19 protein-coding genes are annotated in these 14,132 nt (G+C 43.8%); 11 read left to right on the forward strand and 8 right to left on the reverse strand.

Annotated features, from left to right (window positions below; all coding sequences use genetic code 11):
- From H6G03_RS34450 to H6G03_RS34460, 3 genes are all read left to right on the forward strand, one after another.
- The coding region (locus tag H6G03_RS34450) for a pentapeptide repeat-containing protein (protein WP_190474953.1) at positions 1–132 on the forward strand (132 nt) is incomplete at its 5' end.
- Positions 133–224: 92 nt separating this feature from the next.
- Positions 225–647, forward strand: coding sequence for a hypothetical protein (locus H6G03_RS34455; protein ID WP_242056768.1), 423 nt, complete (start codon positions 225–227; stop codon positions 645–647).
- 47 nt (positions 648–694) lie between these two features.
- Positions 695–994 carry a P-II family nitrogen regulator gene (locus H6G03_RS34460; protein WP_190474957.1) on the forward strand — a complete coding sequence of 100 codons (300 nt, stop codon included), beginning with the start codon at positions 695–697 and terminating at the stop codon, positions 992–994.
- Positions 995–1,007: 13 nt separating this feature from the next.
- Here the strand turns inward: H6G03_RS34460 and H6G03_RS34465 are convergent, their stop codons facing one another.
- The gene (locus H6G03_RS34465) at positions 1,008–1,172 is read right to left on the reverse strand and encodes a hypothetical protein (RefSeq protein ID WP_190474959.1); all 165 of its coding nucleotides are present in this window, start codon (positions 1,170–1,172) and stop codon (positions 1,008–1,010) included.
- A 155-nt stretch (positions 1,173–1,327) separates the two neighbouring features.
- On the opposite strand from H6G03_RS34465, the gene H6G03_RS34470 reads away from it, so the two are divergent.
- Entirely contained in the window at positions 1,328–1,819 is a 492-nt protein-coding gene (locus H6G03_RS34470; RefSeq protein ID WP_190474961.1) for a GUN4 domain-containing protein, read from the forward strand.
- 457 nt (positions 1,820–2,276) lie between these two features.
- On the opposite strand, the gene H6G03_RS34475 is transcribed toward H6G03_RS34470, so the two are convergent.
- The gene (locus H6G03_RS34475) at positions 2,277–2,519 is read right to left on the reverse strand and encodes a hypothetical protein (protein WP_190474962.1); all 243 of its coding nucleotides are present in this window, start codon (positions 2,517–2,519) and stop codon (positions 2,277–2,279) included.
- A 138-nt stretch (positions 2,520–2,657) separates the two neighbouring features.
- Here H6G03_RS34475 and H6G03_RS39180 point away from each other — a divergent pair, with 138 nt between their 5' ends.
- Genes H6G03_RS39180 through H6G03_RS34490 form a run of 3 tightly spaced genes read left to right on the forward strand, consistent with a single transcriptional unit; the run spans position 2,658 to position 5,715 of the window.
- Positions 2,658–4,523: a DEAD/DEAH box helicase family protein gene (locus H6G03_RS39180; protein ID WP_190474963.1), complete on the forward strand. Its 1,866-nt coding sequence runs from the start codon at positions 2,658–2,660 to the stop codon at positions 4,521–4,523.
- A 3-nt stretch (positions 4,524–4,526) separates the two neighbouring features.
- Entirely contained in the window at positions 4,527–4,877 is a 351-nt protein-coding gene (locus H6G03_RS34485; RefSeq protein WP_190474965.1) for a hypothetical protein, read from the forward strand.
- Between the two features lie 25 nt (positions 4,878–4,902).
- Complete coding sequence (locus H6G03_RS34490) at positions 4,903–5,715, forward strand: hypothetical protein (RefSeq protein ID WP_190474967.1); 813 nt, start codon at positions 4,903–4,905, stop codon at positions 5,713–5,715.
- Between the two features lie 632 nt (positions 5,716–6,347).
- On the opposite strand, the gene H6G03_RS34495 is transcribed toward H6G03_RS34490, so the two are convergent.
- Together H6G03_RS34495 and H6G03_RS34500 are read right to left on the reverse strand one after the other, a co-directional pair.
- Positions 6,348–6,965 carry a DUF1643 domain-containing protein gene (locus H6G03_RS34495; RefSeq protein ID WP_242060526.1) on the reverse strand — a complete coding sequence of 206 codons (618 nt, stop codon included), beginning with the start codon at positions 6,963–6,965 and terminating at the stop codon, positions 6,348–6,350.
- A 614-nt stretch (positions 6,966–7,579) separates the two neighbouring features.
- The gene (locus H6G03_RS34500; RefSeq protein ID WP_190474969.1) at positions 7,580–7,795 is read right to left on the reverse strand and encodes a hypothetical protein; all 216 of its coding nucleotides are present in this window, start codon (positions 7,793–7,795) and stop codon (positions 7,580–7,582) included.
- Positions 7,796–8,137: 342 nt separating this feature from the next.
- Between H6G03_RS34500 and H6G03_RS34505 the strand changes: the two genes are divergently transcribed.
- Positions 8,138–9,331, forward strand: coding sequence for a DNA cytosine methyltransferase (locus H6G03_RS34505; protein ID WP_242056844.1), 1,194 nt, complete (start codon positions 8,138–8,140; stop codon positions 9,329–9,331).
- 58 nt (positions 9,332–9,389) lie between these two features.
- Positions 9,390–9,899, forward strand: coding sequence for a helix-turn-helix domain-containing protein (locus H6G03_RS34510; protein WP_242056843.1), 510 nt, complete (start codon positions 9,390–9,392; stop codon positions 9,897–9,899).
- Here the strand turns inward: H6G03_RS34510 and H6G03_RS34515 are convergent.
- From H6G03_RS34515 to H6G03_RS34525, 3 genes are read right to left on the reverse strand one after another with little or no spacing between them, the layout of a single operon-like run.
- On the reverse strand, positions 9,892–10,209 hold the full coding sequence (locus H6G03_RS34515) for a hypothetical protein (protein ID WP_190474973.1): 318 nt from the start codon (positions 10,207–10,209) through the stop codon (positions 9,892–9,894). The genes H6G03_RS34510 and H6G03_RS34515 overlap by 8 nt on opposite strands.
- An 18-nt stretch (positions 10,210–10,227) precedes the next feature.
- Positions 10,228–10,638 (reverse strand): HNH endonuclease, encoded by a 411-nt coding sequence (locus tag H6G03_RS34520; protein ID WP_190474975.1) that lies wholly within the window; start codon positions 10,636–10,638, stop codon positions 10,228–10,230.
- Positions 10,635–10,985: a hypothetical protein gene (locus tag H6G03_RS34525; RefSeq protein WP_190474977.1), complete on the reverse strand. Its 351-nt coding sequence runs from the start codon at positions 10,983–10,985 to the stop codon at positions 10,635–10,637. Before H6G03_RS34525 ends, H6G03_RS34520 begins: the two co-directional genes overlap by 4 nt.
- A gap of 109 nt (positions 10,986–11,094) precedes the next feature.
- Here H6G03_RS34525 and H6G03_RS34530 point away from each other — a divergent pair, with 109 nt between their 5' ends.
- Both H6G03_RS34530 and H6G03_RS34535 read left to right on the forward strand, forming a co-directional pair.
- On the forward strand, positions 11,095–11,547 hold the full coding sequence (locus H6G03_RS34530; protein WP_190474979.1) for a DUF6932 family protein: 453 nt from the start codon (positions 11,095–11,097) through the stop codon (positions 11,545–11,547).
- Positions 11,537–12,055 carry a helix-turn-helix domain-containing protein gene (locus tag H6G03_RS34535; RefSeq protein ID WP_242060527.1) on the forward strand — a complete coding sequence of 173 codons (519 nt, stop codon included), beginning with the start codon at positions 11,537–11,539 and terminating at the stop codon, positions 12,053–12,055. Before H6G03_RS34530 ends, H6G03_RS34535 begins: the two co-directional genes overlap by 11 nt.
- A gap of 24 nt (positions 12,056–12,079) precedes the next feature.
- On the opposite strand, the gene H6G03_RS34540 is transcribed toward H6G03_RS34535, so the two are convergent.
- The gene (locus tag H6G03_RS34540; RefSeq protein ID WP_190474981.1) at positions 12,080–13,963 is read right to left on the reverse strand and encodes a hypothetical protein; all 1,884 of its coding nucleotides are present in this window, start codon (positions 13,961–13,963) and stop codon (positions 12,080–12,082) included.
- Positions 13,964–14,132: the final 169 nt, after the last annotated feature.

The raw sequence follows: 14,132 nt of genomic DNA on the forward strand, positions 1-14,132 counted from the left end.
GGCAATGCTAATTTCAATTGGGCAAACTTGAAAGGAGCAAATTTGGAGGGAGCAAATTTGAAGGGAGCAAAAATGCCAGATGGCAGGATACACAATGATTACTTGGAATCTGCCAACTATCTAAGTGCTTGAAAAATGATTTGTTCTTGGTTAACGATCCTGTTAATCTGATGGAACCATTAATGGTCTCTTTGGCACTTAAAAATAACTTGGTGTGATTGAGTTTGATTCTGCTTTTTGACGATCTGAAACTAGAAATGAATTTACTGTTTGAGTTTTCACGAAATCATTGCATCGCAATTTGCGCTTTTTTAGTGCCAGCAAATTTGTTACTTACTCTGGGAACAGTAGTACTTGTCAGCCAGCTTCGCCACTTAACTCAGGTGTATTTGTCAGTATTCGCTGCAAGCTTTTTCGCGTTGACTTTGTTATTGCATGATTTTACCTGGTTCAGCATTGGAGTGGTGATGGCTCCAACCTACATTTTGCTGGCCTTAGCTTGTGTTTGCCTCAGTCTCAATCTATGGGCGATCGTTCATCCAGCCAGTATGAAGCAACTAATCAAAGAATTTACATCAATAGGGTACAGAAACGTTGCAATGCTGACCAATCACACTTTCTCTCTTAAGGTGACAGAGCCCAATTAGTTCATTGAGTACTTCTAATACAAATTACAGTCGTTTTTAGAGGTTTTATGTCTACTCCCTTAACATCCGGTGTCCTCGTTACCATGATTGGTGAAGCGGTATTGCAAGATCGACTCATCAACTTACTAACAAAATTAAGGGTATCTGGTTACACAATCATTCCAGCGCAGGGTGCAGGCAGTCATGGGAGACGTATGGGAGATATGGCTGGCTATAACACCAATATTGAAATCAAAACGATCGTTACCCCGGAAATATCCACTCAACTATTTGAAGACCTGAAACCCCTACAATCCAATCATGCTTTAATTGCGTTTCGGCAAACTGTAGATGGTTTGTTTGATTAAACTGTTCCCATATTCAATGTATTTCGAGTTTGATTTTTTGGGTGATGCCAATTCTTTCTGCAAGACCGATCGACTCGATTAACTGCTCATAATCAACACCCACTAACCTTTGGGTTTCGGATGGGTGCTTTTCTATATATTCTCTCACTTGACTCATTTCAGTAAGGTAAAACTCCATTTTATCTTATTCGCTCGCAGTTGAGTTTATATGTTGGGGATATCTATTGTAAAAATTACTTGGAGCAGCTAGCTAAAATAAATAGCATAAGCGATTGCCTATTAGCTGAAATTTCATTTATTTGTGTCAAAATATATTAATTTTGTGGTAGCACGATGTCAAATCAACACCCCTTTTTTCTCCCTAGCGATGTAGGAATGGACTACACCCACTTGCGAGATTTACTGGCTGCACTAAAGTGGAGAGAGGCTGATGAGGAAACAAGGCTCCTGATGCTAAAAACAGTTAATCGAGAAAAACAAAGAAACCTCAATCGCGATTCCATACAGAAATTCCCATGTACAGACCTATGCACTATCGATCGCCTTTGGGTAAAATACAGTAACGGTCACTTCGGTTTCAGCGTCCAGAAACAAATCTGGCTCGAACTTGGTGGCCAAGTAAACTATTATACGGAAGCTCAGCTAGGCGATCGCGTAGGCTGGAGGGAGATGAGAAACTGGCTCAACTACTCCGATCTTACTTTCAGCCTCAATGCCCCTGCTGGACATCTCCCCTGGTTAGGTAGATTGGGTGGATGGCTTGGGGCATTTGGAGTATGGTCTGGTTGTTATATCGCCCAAAAATCTGCCGCGTGCAATCTCTAGGGTAAATAATATTTAATTTGGTATAGCAGCAGGCAGTCGGAAGAAGTCAAGACAATCAATGATTTGAGCATGGTTTGAGCAATTAAGAATGGCTTAATTGCCGATTCGGTTGCTATATCCGTTTCAACAGTAGCTACATTCCCACTTCTTCGAGTAATAACAAAACCTACCTGCTCAAAGCAGATAAGTTTTATGGTTTTGGTAAATAAGTTAGTTATATAAGCTCAATATTGATTTATGCTGCTTTCATTATGCCAATCCATAAAGATGAGTTTGCTACCTCAAGAGGCCGATCTTTCTGTTCCTCAAAAGGTAGAGATTGGATAGCATTTACGATCGGCTCTCTTTAGTTGATTAATATAACAGATGTCATTATACAAGCTGTGCGCGATCGCGCTCGCACCGGCTTGCACGAAAGTTAAACCAAAGGGTGCCTCCTACGCAAAATAATACATCATCAACTATCCTCGGTTCGATCGCATATCGCCGACGATGCTTTCTGCTGTTCCCGTCGCCGCCTCATCCACTCCCGTTTGTAAGCTTTTCTCGCCTCAGATGATTCGTGTTTGGCTCTAGCCTTAGCCAAAGCCTCTTGACCTTTCGAGCTTTTCTGGTATTTAGCTACCGCCAGAGCTTGAGTTTCTTTCCCTTTGGGAGTTTTCTTATAGCGCTGCTGTTTGGATTCTTCTTGTGATGCCATTACAATCGTTAACCTCATTACTTCCAGCCTATCTGGAGGTGGACAATATAGCTACTCTTTGTGTACGATATAGATACCGAGAGAAAACAAAAGCCCCATATTTGCAAAGGGGCGATCGTAACTTATTCATCTCTAATCATGACATCCTCCAACAAGCTTGCTTACTATTCGACAGATCCGTCGCAATTAAACCTTTTAGAACTGCCGCTGGTTGCGCCGTCACAACCAAACGACCCGCAGCAGCCAGTTGAACTGAGGGACTACCAGAAACAAGTAAGAAGCGAAGTTTACCAATTTTTCAGACTAGGTAAAAAATCCTGCTTAGTTTATGCCCCAACCGGAGCGGGAAAAACAGTTATCAGCGCCCAAATCATCGCCGATGCAGTCGGGAAAGGTCGCCGGGTTTTATTTTGTTGCCATCGTCAGAAACTCATTCGGCAGACACAGCAGACCTTGTTGAAAAGCTTTGGAATCGAATCAGGAATTATCTGGGCTGACCATGCAACCGACTACGATAAACCAGTTCAGATTTGCATGATTCAGACTATCCAAAATCGCCAATTACCAGAAGATATCGGACTGGTAATTTTTGATGAGTGCCATTCCAGCATCTACTATAAAATCTGCTGGAACATCATGCTCAAATATAGTGGCGGAATATTTGCGCTATCTCCCTGCTATTTTATTGGGTTAACAGCAACCCCCTGGCGCACCAAACTCAAAGAAGGATTCTGCCATTTTTTTGACTGCATCGTTCGCGCACCAGACCCTTTTGAACTGGTAAGGTTGGGGTACTTAGCTAGACCCAGATTATTCGGATATGGCGGATTAATTGATTTCAGTCAACTGGAAACCAACAGCAGTAGCGGCGACTATACCGAAGCCTCGTTGCAGAAAGTTTGCAACGAGGAATATAACGCCGAAGTCGTTGCCAAATTTCTAGAAATTTGTCCCCAAAAAAAGACGATCGCATTCTGCGCCGGAGTGAAACAAGCCGAAAATTTAGCATACCAATTTAACGAACTTGGAATTAAATCCGCAGTAGTCGTCGGCGATACTCCCGAATTTGAAAGAGAATTAATTTTTCACCAGTTCGCCAAAGGTGAAATTCAGTTAATTAGCAGCGTTGGCTGTCTGTGCGAAGGCTTTGACGAGCCATCGGTTGAAGCTGCCATCATTGCACGTCCTACGAGATCGAAATCGCTTTTAATCCAGATGTGCGGACGTGCTTTGCGCCTCAACCCCGGTAAAAACGATGCTTTCTTGCTCGACTTTGGCGAATGCTTTAAGCGCTGCGTAGACCCCCGAAAGAAATTGCCAATTGGGTTATGTCCAAGCGAAAAGCCGATCGAATTCTCCCAACTCAAAGAATGCCTCTCTTGCCATGCGATGATTCCAATATTCTCCCGCATCTGCCCAGAATGCGGACATGAATTTATCGGGGATAAGTGGGATGAACCCGAAGAAGACGATATGCCGCAGTTCGGCGAGTTGCTTACCGAAGAAGAAGAGAAACAATTGAAATATATTCGCCAGCAGATGAAAACAGCCTATACCAGAGGGCGTAATCCCGCACGAGTAACCAAACTTTTTCACGATAAGTTTGGCTATTTCGCTCCCGACGAATGGTTTGTAGGTGCAATCTTCGGCATGAAAAATCCAAGAAGCAATCAACAGATTTATCGAAATTATTTGCAACTGATTCGACCGGAGGCACCGCAAAGCTGGTTTGATTATATGCTCAAGTTAGAGTTTGGAATCCCCAAAAAGAAATACCAGACTCAGGGCGGAAGGACTTATACTGCACCCCCGCTGGATAATAAGTTCCGTTATTGGTATGAAATTTTGGGCGTGGCAGAGCTGGCATCTTGGGATGAAATCAAATCTGCATATCGGGATTTAGCTAAAAGATATCATCCCGATAGGTGTGGTGATGAAGCGGCGGCGGAAATAATGAAATTAATTAACCATGCTTTCGATGTCGCCAAAGAAGCACGAAGGTAAAAGATGGATACAGAACAAATGCGCGAAGCTTTAACATCTCCTGAAACCGAATTGTATTTTTCCCTTCGGTCACACTTTCCCCAGGAATTAATCGAGGCAGAAGTAGCTTTGCTCGAACCTGAATACCAGAAACGGTTTAAGGAAAAAGAAAGCCTCTGGGCGCTGCGCGATGATAAGAGAAAGAAAATTAGACTCGACTTGAATAACGATGGGAATTTAGAATGGTTTATTGTCGTAGGCCCCGGAAAATTGATTTATGCCAATCGACCCAGAAGCCCGATTATAATCAATGGGGTTGACATCGGCTGTGATGTTTTAGTTCAAGTGGAAAGTTATCCCGAAGCAGTTCCGTAGTGCCATAGCGCGAATAATTAACAAAATGACACATCTAAATTCTCAAGAAGCTATTTATGCACGACTTAAATACACCTACACTTTGTTTGAAAATATTAGGCACAAATTTAATGGTGCTGCTATTGAACGAGGAGGGTACGAACGAACAGGTGTTACTTCTATGTACGTTCGTAAATTTGGTGAAAAAGCTTATGCGTTTTTAGGTGATGCTAAAAAATGTACTGTAGAGTCTTCATTTACCGAAGAACAAGAGCCGTATATCAATGAAACTCTCAGCTCGTTAACAGCCTTTATTGTCGGCCAAAAGGCTAAGTGTTCGTTGGCAGAGCGAGTTATTTACTATTACGTTCATAGGACTGCACCTTACTTCATTCTAGCTATATTGAAAAGTACGGAAGAAATGCTAAATGAATACCTGCAAGCCAAACCGGAAGATTCTGCAATTTTGGATGCTATTTTTCGCGTGGCAGGCGGTGAAGGATTCCGTGACTTAATACGAATTTATAGCCCGCGTCTTATTGATGCAGTTTTAGCCAATAAAAAAGTGTCGCAGCCTAACACTTTAGCTTTTGTGGATATTCACGATCGCTATTGTAAAGATGACTCAGGAAAAACCATTTTAGCTAAGTATGAAGTGTGGTGTCCCGGACGCACGCTAGCGAGGGCATATCTCAATCAATGTCAGATAGCCGCACAGGAGTTAGTTGATAAACACGACGTTTCTTTTGCAGCAAGTATAGAAGAATTTCAGGTATTTCCTTATGAGCTTAGTATTTACATGAAACAGTTCGTGCAAAGTCTCGTTTCTCCCTTGCTTCAAAGATATGGAATTTCTTGAATTGAATTAATAGTTTTGACTAGACAATCAGCTAAAAAATTTCATGTACAATATTTCATTGACAGTTGTTACATGATTATTCAACATCGTTAGAGTCGCCGCGATCGCTCTTATGGGTAGGGTACATTGGCACGAGGATTATAGCTTACGCAAGCTTCTGGTGGCAGCAAGAGCGCTTATCGTATTTACTCCTACTCTCCGAGACTAAAGATTGTTTTTTGTATAATTCATAACATGGTTTTATTTGTGCGTACAATTGACATGGCTTGCTCCTGAATAGCGACTAAAATGAGTAGGTACGGATGTGCATAAAATTCCTCCAAAAACAAGAATTATTTGCAATAATGTCTACGAAAGAAGCTCGAAAGTAGGAATAAATAGGGAACAACAGGAATAAATAGGAAATACTAGGAAAAGGTAGGTAAAAAATGCACAAAATTACCTACTCTTTTTAGGTGCTTTTTTTGGCTTAGCGTCGCTATAAGCAGTCAGTTGGCACTGTTGTAGTAAATAGTGTGACAAGTCAGTGACATAAATCGATGGAAAATTTTCCATTAGGGCTTGTGCGATCGCCCTCAGATCCCCTACCCCCTCTACTCAACTAAGCCATTTTCAGTTCTCTCGGTTTCGATTCAGTCGCAGGCGACGGTGCTGGGCCAACTATAACGAATAGGGACAGTGTTACTCCTGATATACAAAGGATGGCGTGGATGTCCTGGCTTTGTAATGCCCAGGCAGTCAATTTCTTGTTGATGAAAAAGCAGGTTCAGGACAGTTTGATTTCGATTGAGTAAGCCGCCCCAGTTGCCCCAAGCTACAATAACTTTAGTGGCAAAAAGACTTGCTTGGTAACAATAGCGGTCATTTTCTTTTCCAATAGGATTAGGAGCATGACGGAGGTCTATTGGGGTGGTTGTTCTGTATGCAAAGAGATTGACTACCTCAAGAGAACCGTACCCCCAAAATTGAGCAAAGCGAATACATCTGCGAATTGTTGGGTCGTCTGTTGTAGCGTCAGCTGTGCTGGGATTGAGCATGACGAAACAGACTCTTGGCGCGTTGGCATCCCATTCCCGCCAAAGTGAATAGCGGTAAGTACCAGTCGCATCTATTATTGCGCCCATTCTCATGCTGCTAGTGTCCTTGCATAGTAACAAGAGAGTGTTGTAACAGCAGAGTGCGTTGTTAGCTCCAGTTGGGCATATGGATAGCCGTACTTCAGCAGCAGCTTCAGCGTCCTCCGCAACCATACCTACACAGTCTCTTTTACAGTTCAATTAATCTTCACATAAAGAGGTATCGTCAGTACAAGTTCACGCGCTTACACTGAAAAATTTTTCATCTTCTTGTGGTCAAAGCGATTCAATAGACTGATAAAAGTTTCACTTTCCCGCTACAGACTGTCTACCAGGGCTAGCTCAGACTCAAACCCCATCGCTTGCAGTTCGCTAATGATATCAGCCCCTAATTGGATTTTGATTTTATAAATGTCACAAGCAGCTAACTCGACTTAACACTTGATGACAGCTACCGTAACACTGAGCCTAATCGGTAGATTGTCCCTTTTTCTTGCTCTCTCTTCTGCTTCTATAGTCAATTTGAATCAGTTCGACTTATTTATTTTTCGGATAGAACTGCGGGCGAGGCTAATAAGAATGCGTATTCTTGACGTGAACAATAAAGCTATTGCAGTGGCGTTTTTATATTAAATGGGGCAATAGCCCCATCTTAAGCTGTTATCCTTAAGGCGATTTTTTTGTCAAATAACAAGATATTCACCAACAAAAACCCCAGCGTCGAGGCTGGGGAGGAGCTTGAGGAAATTTTGTTAGAGTTCGAGACAATCGCCACTTAAAAAGTGTGCTTACATCACCACGGATAACTGCTCCACAATCTTGACTCGTCCCTTACAAGCAGCACGTAGCAGTCGGTCGATAACACTGCGTTCTTCATCGCCAAGCGATTCATCTAAAAGTGCTGCCATCAATCCGTAGCGGTCGGCCAAGGTTAAAGTTCCAGAGGTAGTGGCTTGTACGAATAATTCAGAAAGAGCGGTGGGGAGAAGGTTTACTTGCAGCATCGCGGTCACTCGAACTCTATATCTTTAATATCGAGCAAGTTTTCCATATTATTAGTGATTGAATTAGTTGAGAAAAAGTGATTGTTTGGGGGATTTTTTGTGAGAAAAAGCGAGTTAACTTTGTGACCCAAATAAAATTGGTAGTGTGAGCGGTATCACAAGAGCAGTAGTGGAACGCAATTAATTACGCTTGCATCTGGGCTAAAAGTATTGCCCAGTAAAGAATCCGTATGTAATTAATTCTGTCGGATTATTTAGCTTCTCTATCTGAATATCCTGCCGACTGATTCAGAAAAGCTTGAATATGGTTAAATGAATTTAATGGCTAATCAAATCCTGATAATGAACTCCGTCGAACTTTTCACGGGAGCCGGGGGGTTGGCGATCGGTATATCAAATGCAGGCTTTCGTCATCAAGCAGCGATCGAACGCGACAAAGATGCCTGCTTTACAATTCTCTCCAATCAGCAGCGCGGTATCCAGGCCGTAGCTGACTGGCCTGTTTTTCAAGCCGATGTGTCTCAATTCGATTTTACGACACTCAAAATTAAAGGTGAAATCGACCTCCTAGCCGGAGGGCCACCGTGTCAGCCTTTCTCTGTGGGAGGCAAACACCAGGGGTGGGATGACAAGCGAGATATGTTTCCCCAGTTCTTCCGGGCTGTCCGAGAACTGAAGCCAAAAGCTATCTTGGTCGAGAACGTGAAAGGTCTATTGCGTTCTTCTTTCAGCAAGTATTTCGAGTACATTATCCTGCAACTGACTTACCCGGAAATCGTGCCAAAGCCAGGTGAGGATTGGGTAGACCATTTATCGAGATTAGAACGACACCATACTGTCGGTCGCCACGATGGACTGTCCTACCGCGTAGTATTTCGCACGCTTAATGCAGCAGACTATGGCATTCCCCAAAAGCGCGATCGCGTTTTCATTGTAGGATTCCGCTCCGACTTGGGTGTAGAGTGGTCTTTAAGCGCCCCAACTCATTCCCAGGAGGCAATGCTTTGGCAGCAATGGGTGACGGGTGATTACTGGGAACGGCATCGAGTACCCCACTCCGAGCGACCCCTAGTGCCGAGCAAGCAATACTCAAGTATCTCCAATCTCCAGTCCTGCTTGTTCCCACCCCTGACAAAACCCTGGCGCACGGTGCGTGATGCCATTTGGGATTTACCAGTTTCGGGCAGTGAGGAAGGCTCTAGCTCGGTACTGAACCACGTTTTCATACCGGGGGCTAGAAAGTACCCCGGTCACACTGGTAGTCCCCTAGATGAACCCGCCAAAACTCTGAAAGCGGGAGTGCATGGTGTTCCGGGCGGGGAAAATATGCTGGCTTTCCACACCGGGGAGGTGCGTTATTTCACGGTGCGGGAAGCTGCCCGGTTGCAAACTTTCCCGGATGAATACTTTTTTCCTCACTGTTGGACGCAAACGATGCGGCAGTTGGGAAATGCCGTTCCGGTTGCTTTGGCTGAAGCGATCGCGAATAGTATCAGAACGCATCTATCAAAATTGCCGAACACTGTCAACGAATAAAAGAGAAATTGGGCTGTACTTGAGGGATTGTTGCATAGACTAGCGTGAGGTGAAAGCCATGATGATAAGAAATGAACGAGAATATCGTAACACCCTATATTGGTTGGAAAGATTTGAGCGCTCGATAGCTGAATTGGATAATAACGAAAGCTTGAGAGCAGATTTTAAGCGGTGGAAACTCCAGAGGGATTCATACCAGAGCCAAGTTGAGGATCTAAAGGAACAAATTAAGGAATATGAAACCCTCACCAACCACGATTCTCAAACTCCAATAGTGCTAACGCTCGATGAGTTTAACAACTTACCGCAGCTTCTAATTAAATCTCGTATGGCAGCTAAACTCAGCCAAAAAGAGCTTGCAGAATTAGCTGGGCTGACTGAAGAAGAAATTCAGCGATATGAAGATAAAGACTATGAAGATGCCAGTTTTCTTAATGTAATGGCAGTGGTTGATGCGCTGGATATTAAAATCCAATCTGGTGAGTTTTTGATTCCTTTGGATACTCTCAGAAGAACGCCAATTACTAAGGAAGAGTTACTGTCTAAATCCTGGCAGAAAGTTAGTTAAAAGCTTTCCATTGATATCCGCGCTCTCTGCCCCAGTTGAGCCAAGCTTGTGCCATTTGCTTTATTCTGCCGCGTTGTTCTGGTTGGATGGTATTTGCACCAGTGATGGCTCTTAGTGCCTCGAACCAATGATTTGGCCTAATTTCGAGTTCTCTTAGCAGCAATGGAATTACCGCAGGCCCCATTTCTATAATCTGTTGATAGGCAGGATGGTTGTATTTTTCAACAACGAATGAGCAGCCTGCAACTTCTAATTCCCACTCGGAAGCAAGGGCTTCAAATTTTTGAACGATCGACTGTTCTTTTTTCATTTTCAAAGTTATTTAAACTTACCCATTTGGCCGATTCTCTGCTAGCAATCGCCGCCGTTCGGCTAGACGTTCATCGCTGTTTAACTGAAGCAAATTCACAGTCGTGCGTCCCTCTGGGGTCAAGCCCACAATCGTTACTTCCTCAAGCCGAAAATGTTCGTTCCATTGCTGTGTACGCGGGTTGAAAAGAAAACTGAAAGCCCCTGTCTGTGGGTCGAACGAACCGAGGTCAGTACCTTTGTGGCGATTGCACCGCCAGCAAGCGAGGGCCAGATTATCGGCATCGGTGGCACCGCCGTGTTTTTCTGCGATCGCGTGGTCAACTTCGTGGGGAAAGAAAGCTACGCCCGCCGGAAGTAGGCAATACTCGCATCTATAATTGGCTCGTTCTTCAACTGTGCGGCGCAGTGCAGCTGGAATGTAGGTCATGCTGACGCCCTGGTAAGATTTGGCAGGTTGCCAGCTTTGAGCATGATGACCAGATGTTCGATCCGCTCGTACTCATCCAGTTCCAGACGTTCTGCGGCGGTAAGTTCGCCAGCGCGTTCCCGTGCCAGCAGGGTACGCAGGCGTTCCTGCATCTCCGGTGTGGGGCCAAAGGCGGCAATTTGTTCCTCTGTGGGGTTACTGGCCAGAAAGTTGAGAATGTAGCGGTAGATGTGGGCTGGCAGTGCAGGTTGTTGAAGGCTGAGGGCAAGTAACTCAGGGAGGCGATCTCCCACTTGTGCCAGTTGGTCGGAGAGTTCTTCCGGGATTTCAAGGGTGATTTTTGGCACGGCGCGACACTCGCTCTTACAGACATTCTGAGCATCATTGTAACCGGGAAGCCAATTGAAATGTGGCGAGTCAGAGGCGGATAATCAAACTGTGTTACGGTGTGAGGTAATGATTCCAGAATTTGATGAAAATGGCTATCTGCCACCAGGGATACATTGGGCGACATGGGAGGAATTCGTAGATAGATTTAGTACCACATCGCGTCGGTCACGCCTGATAAAGGGACTAAAAATGGCAATGGAACAATTAAAAGAAGCAGGCTGTGAAACTATCTACATTGATGGAAGTTTTATCACCAACAAGTTAAAACCCGGTGACTTTGATGTTTGTTGGGATGCCAACGGGGTTGATATTAATTATTTACAATCTATTGCCCCAGTTTTGTATAACTCCCAGCGAACTGCCAATCAAAAAGCCAAGTACGGCGGTGAATTCTTTAGGTCTGATTTTCCGGCGAATATTGATGGCACAAGTTACTTTGATTTTTTTCAATTTGATACCCGAACTAATACGCCTAAAGGACTTATCGCTCTAGATTTAGTGAGGTGGAATGATGATTAAAGATGACCGACACTATCAAAACGTCCAATCATGGGTGCAGAACTTCGAGCAAGCTTTGGCACAGTTGGAAAGAAATGAAAACGAAAGGGTTAAAGACAATTCCCAACTGCGTGAAATCTATATGAATGAAGTTCAAAGAAAGCTTGACGACCTCAGAGAAGAAATCCGGGAATATGAAACTATTACTAACCATGATGAGCGTACACCAATAGTGTTAGAGCTAGATGATATTAACAACCTGCCGCAGCTTCTAATTAAAGGTCGCATGGCCGCTAAACTCAGCCAAAAAGAGCTTGCCGATTTAGCTGGACTGACAGAGGAGCAAATACAACAATATGAAGAAAAAGACTATGAAGATGCCAGTTTTATTGATGTAATGGCAGTGGTTGATGCCCTGGATATTAAAGTAGTAAAAGGTGAGTTTTTGATTCCTTTGGATACTCTCAGAAGAACCCCGATTACTAAGGAGGAATTGCTCTCCAAACCCAGGCAGAAAGTAAGTTCTTAGTCAAGTAGCGTGTAGTGGATCTCGCTAATCCAGTTCTATCTGTTTCTGCTCTCGACTGGCGGATTGAGTGTGCTTGAGCAGATTGCTTTGTTCCTGTCGCTGTCGTTCTTCCCACCGTACTTTAGCTTGCTGCCACAGTTGGACATCTTTTTCTTCCAGCGCCGCCAATTCCACCCAATTACCGTTGAGCTTTAGCACTTCCCCCCGCCCATCCAGGGCAATCACGCTGCGGATATCCCCTTCTCGTTTTAGGGTGTAGTTTGTGCCTTGGAACTGCTGCCCGTTCCTGACTGTTTTGGACAATTCTTGCACGATTGGCTCTACAAGTTCAACCCGCTGGCGCTGCACTGGGTCGCTTTCTAGCTGGTTGTAGGTGAGGGCGATCGCCACCCGCTGTTTAGTGTACTCGGAAAACTCTTCCAAGGAACGTCCAACCCGATTAAAATACTGACCTTGTGGACTGCGAAACAATATTCGTCTGATGTCAGTGGTTCCAAAACCTTCTGCCATTCCCAAGCAGGCGACTCCCACATCCACATCTTCGATCTGGTTGCAACCCGTCTTTTCTCTAACTTCAGCAGCAAACTGCTGGTAAAATTTATCAAGGTATGCTCGAAGAGCTTCTACGTCTTCCGGTAGTTGCAGTTGCTTAGTCGCCTTTTGTGGAGTTTTTTCCTTTTCTGCGCTTGAGGAAGAAGCCCCCTGAGCTGGAGTTTTACCCTGTTCTACATCATCAGAAGAAACTCCCTTTTGTGAAGCTTTACCCTGTTCTACATCATCAGAAGAAACTCTATGAAGTGGAGTTTTACGCTCTTGTGCATAATCGGAATCTGCCTGTTGGCGTAAATTTTGGCTGGTTTCCAACTCACCGCATTGTTCGTCAACTTGGCCTGAAAATGTATCTGCCTGTTGGTGTAGTTTTTGGTTAGTATCCAACTGCTGTTCGGGTGGAAGGAATTCTTGCTTCGCCCTTCTTCGAGTACCTTGAGTTACGGGTGTTGCATCCAACTGCTGTCCGGGTAGCAGGAATTCTTGCTTCTGCGCTGGTGTCAAACTACATTCATCAATCAATGAATCCCGTTGCGAATTATAACTGGTAGTTGGTTTAGTTTCCGAAAAAATGTAGAGAGAAGTATCCACCAAGTAAACCGAGTAGCGCCCATCTTTAAAGGTAGTTCCTTTTATCGAACCTCGGACGTCTCCGGTGCGTTGCAATTCCTCAAAAGCAGCTTTAATCATGTTACGTTCCCATTCAGAACGCAGCTGCCATACTGGACTGGACTCCCATTCTGATAAAGCTGCTGCCATTACCTTTTTAATAGGATAAGCAGTATCTTCATCTAAACTCTTTTTCTTTCCTGCTGGTGAGACAGTATCAACTTCGCTCTCAGTGTCTATTACCTTTTTAATAGGATAAGCAGTATCAACTTCTAAACTCTTTTTCTTTCCTGCTGGTAAAACAGTATCAACTTCGCTCTCGGTGTCTATTACCTTTTTAATAGGATAAGCAGTATCTTCATCTAAACGCTCTTTCTTTGCAAGTGGTAAAACAGTATCAACTTCGCTTGCGGTGTCGGTCATTTCCAATATTTCAGATGCTTCTACCTTTGAAGATTGGTCACAAGCAGTTGCAGATGACTCTACCGTTGTAATTGCTTTATCTTCATCGGATTGTTCTGCTGACAAATCCACCGGATAATTTACCGCATCTGACAACTTGGATGTAGATTTAGTTTTAGGAGCGGTTATTGGTTTGTTAATTACCAAACTTTGGTTCTTGGAATTAGTTAAAATTAACTTTTCAATTTCTTTGGTTGGTCTAGTGTCTTTTTTCTTGTTATTGTAAGCGATGCGGGCTAATGTCAGAGCATCGGTTTCTAGGTCAAATTCTATCCCCTGTTTTTGCAATCCCGGTATGGTGGGTTTCTGTGCGTGACCTAACTTATTCGCCTGAAATCTTACTCCTTCCAGGCTCTTCCGTACTTAGTGTGATTAATTTTGCTTATCAAAACCAAAAATTTGAGAAGCCGAAATCACTCAAAAGCTTACTAGATAAGGAAGTAAGGCAAAAAGGCTG

The sequence above is a fragment of the Aerosakkonema funiforme FACHB-1375 genome (genome assembly GCF_014696265.1).
Taxonomy (GTDB): Bacteria; Cyanobacteriota; Cyanobacteriia; order Cyanobacteriales; family Aerosakkonemataceae; genus Aerosakkonema; species Aerosakkonema funiforme_A.

Excerpts from the sequence above, each read along its gene's own strand:
- H6G03_RS34460 (WP_190474957.1), top strand. The coding sequence starts at position 695 with ATGTCTACTCCCTTAACATCCGGTGTCCTCGTTACCATGATTGGTGAA.
- H6G03_RS34465 (WP_190474959.1), bottom strand. The coding sequence starts at position 1,172 with ATGGAGTTTTACCTTACTGAAATGAGTCAAGTGAGAGAATATATAGAA.
- H6G03_RS34470 (WP_190474961.1), top strand. The coding sequence starts at position 1,328 with ATGTCAAATCAACACCCCTTTTTTCTCCCTAGCGATGTAGGAATGGAC.
- H6G03_RS34475 (WP_190474962.1), bottom strand. The coding sequence starts at position 2,519 with ATGGCATCACAAGAAGAATCCAAACAGCAGCGCTATAAGAAAACTCCC.
- H6G03_RS39180 (WP_190474963.1), top strand. The coding sequence starts at position 2,658 with ATGACATCCTCCAACAAGCTTGCTTACTATTCGACAGATCCGTCGCAA.
- H6G03_RS34485 (WP_190474965.1), top strand. The coding sequence starts at position 4,527 with ATGGATACAGAACAAATGCGCGAAGCTTTAACATCTCCTGAAACCGAA.
- H6G03_RS34490 (WP_190474967.1), top strand. The coding sequence starts at position 4,903 with ATGACACATCTAAATTCTCAAGAAGCTATTTATGCACGACTTAAATAC.
- H6G03_RS34495 (WP_242060526.1), bottom strand. The coding sequence starts at position 6,965 with ATGGTTGCGGAGGACGCTGAAGCTGCTGCTGAAGTACGGCTATCCATA.
- H6G03_RS34500 (WP_190474969.1), bottom strand. The coding sequence starts at position 7,795 with ATGCTGCAAGTAAACCTTCTCCCCACCGCTCTTTCTGAATTATTCGTA.
- H6G03_RS34505 (WP_242056844.1), top strand. The coding sequence starts at position 8,138 with ATGAACTCCGTCGAACTTTTCACGGGAGCCGGGGGGTTGGCGATCGGT.
- H6G03_RS34510 (WP_242056843.1), top strand. The coding sequence starts at position 9,390 with ATGATGATAAGAAATGAACGAGAATATCGTAACACCCTATATTGGTTG.
- H6G03_RS34515 (WP_190474973.1), bottom strand. The coding sequence starts at position 10,209 with ATGAAAAAAGAACAGTCGATCGTTCAAAAATTTGAAGCCCTTGCTTCC.
- H6G03_RS34520 (WP_190474975.1), bottom strand. The coding sequence starts at position 10,638 with ATGACCTACATTCCAGCTGCACTGCGCCGCACAGTTGAAGAACGAGCC.
- H6G03_RS34530 (WP_190474979.1), top strand. The coding sequence starts at position 11,095 with ATGATTCCAGAATTTGATGAAAATGGCTATCTGCCACCAGGGATACAT.
- H6G03_RS34535 (WP_242060527.1), top strand. The coding sequence starts at position 11,537 with ATGATGATTAAAGATGACCGACACTATCAAAACGTCCAATCATGGGTG.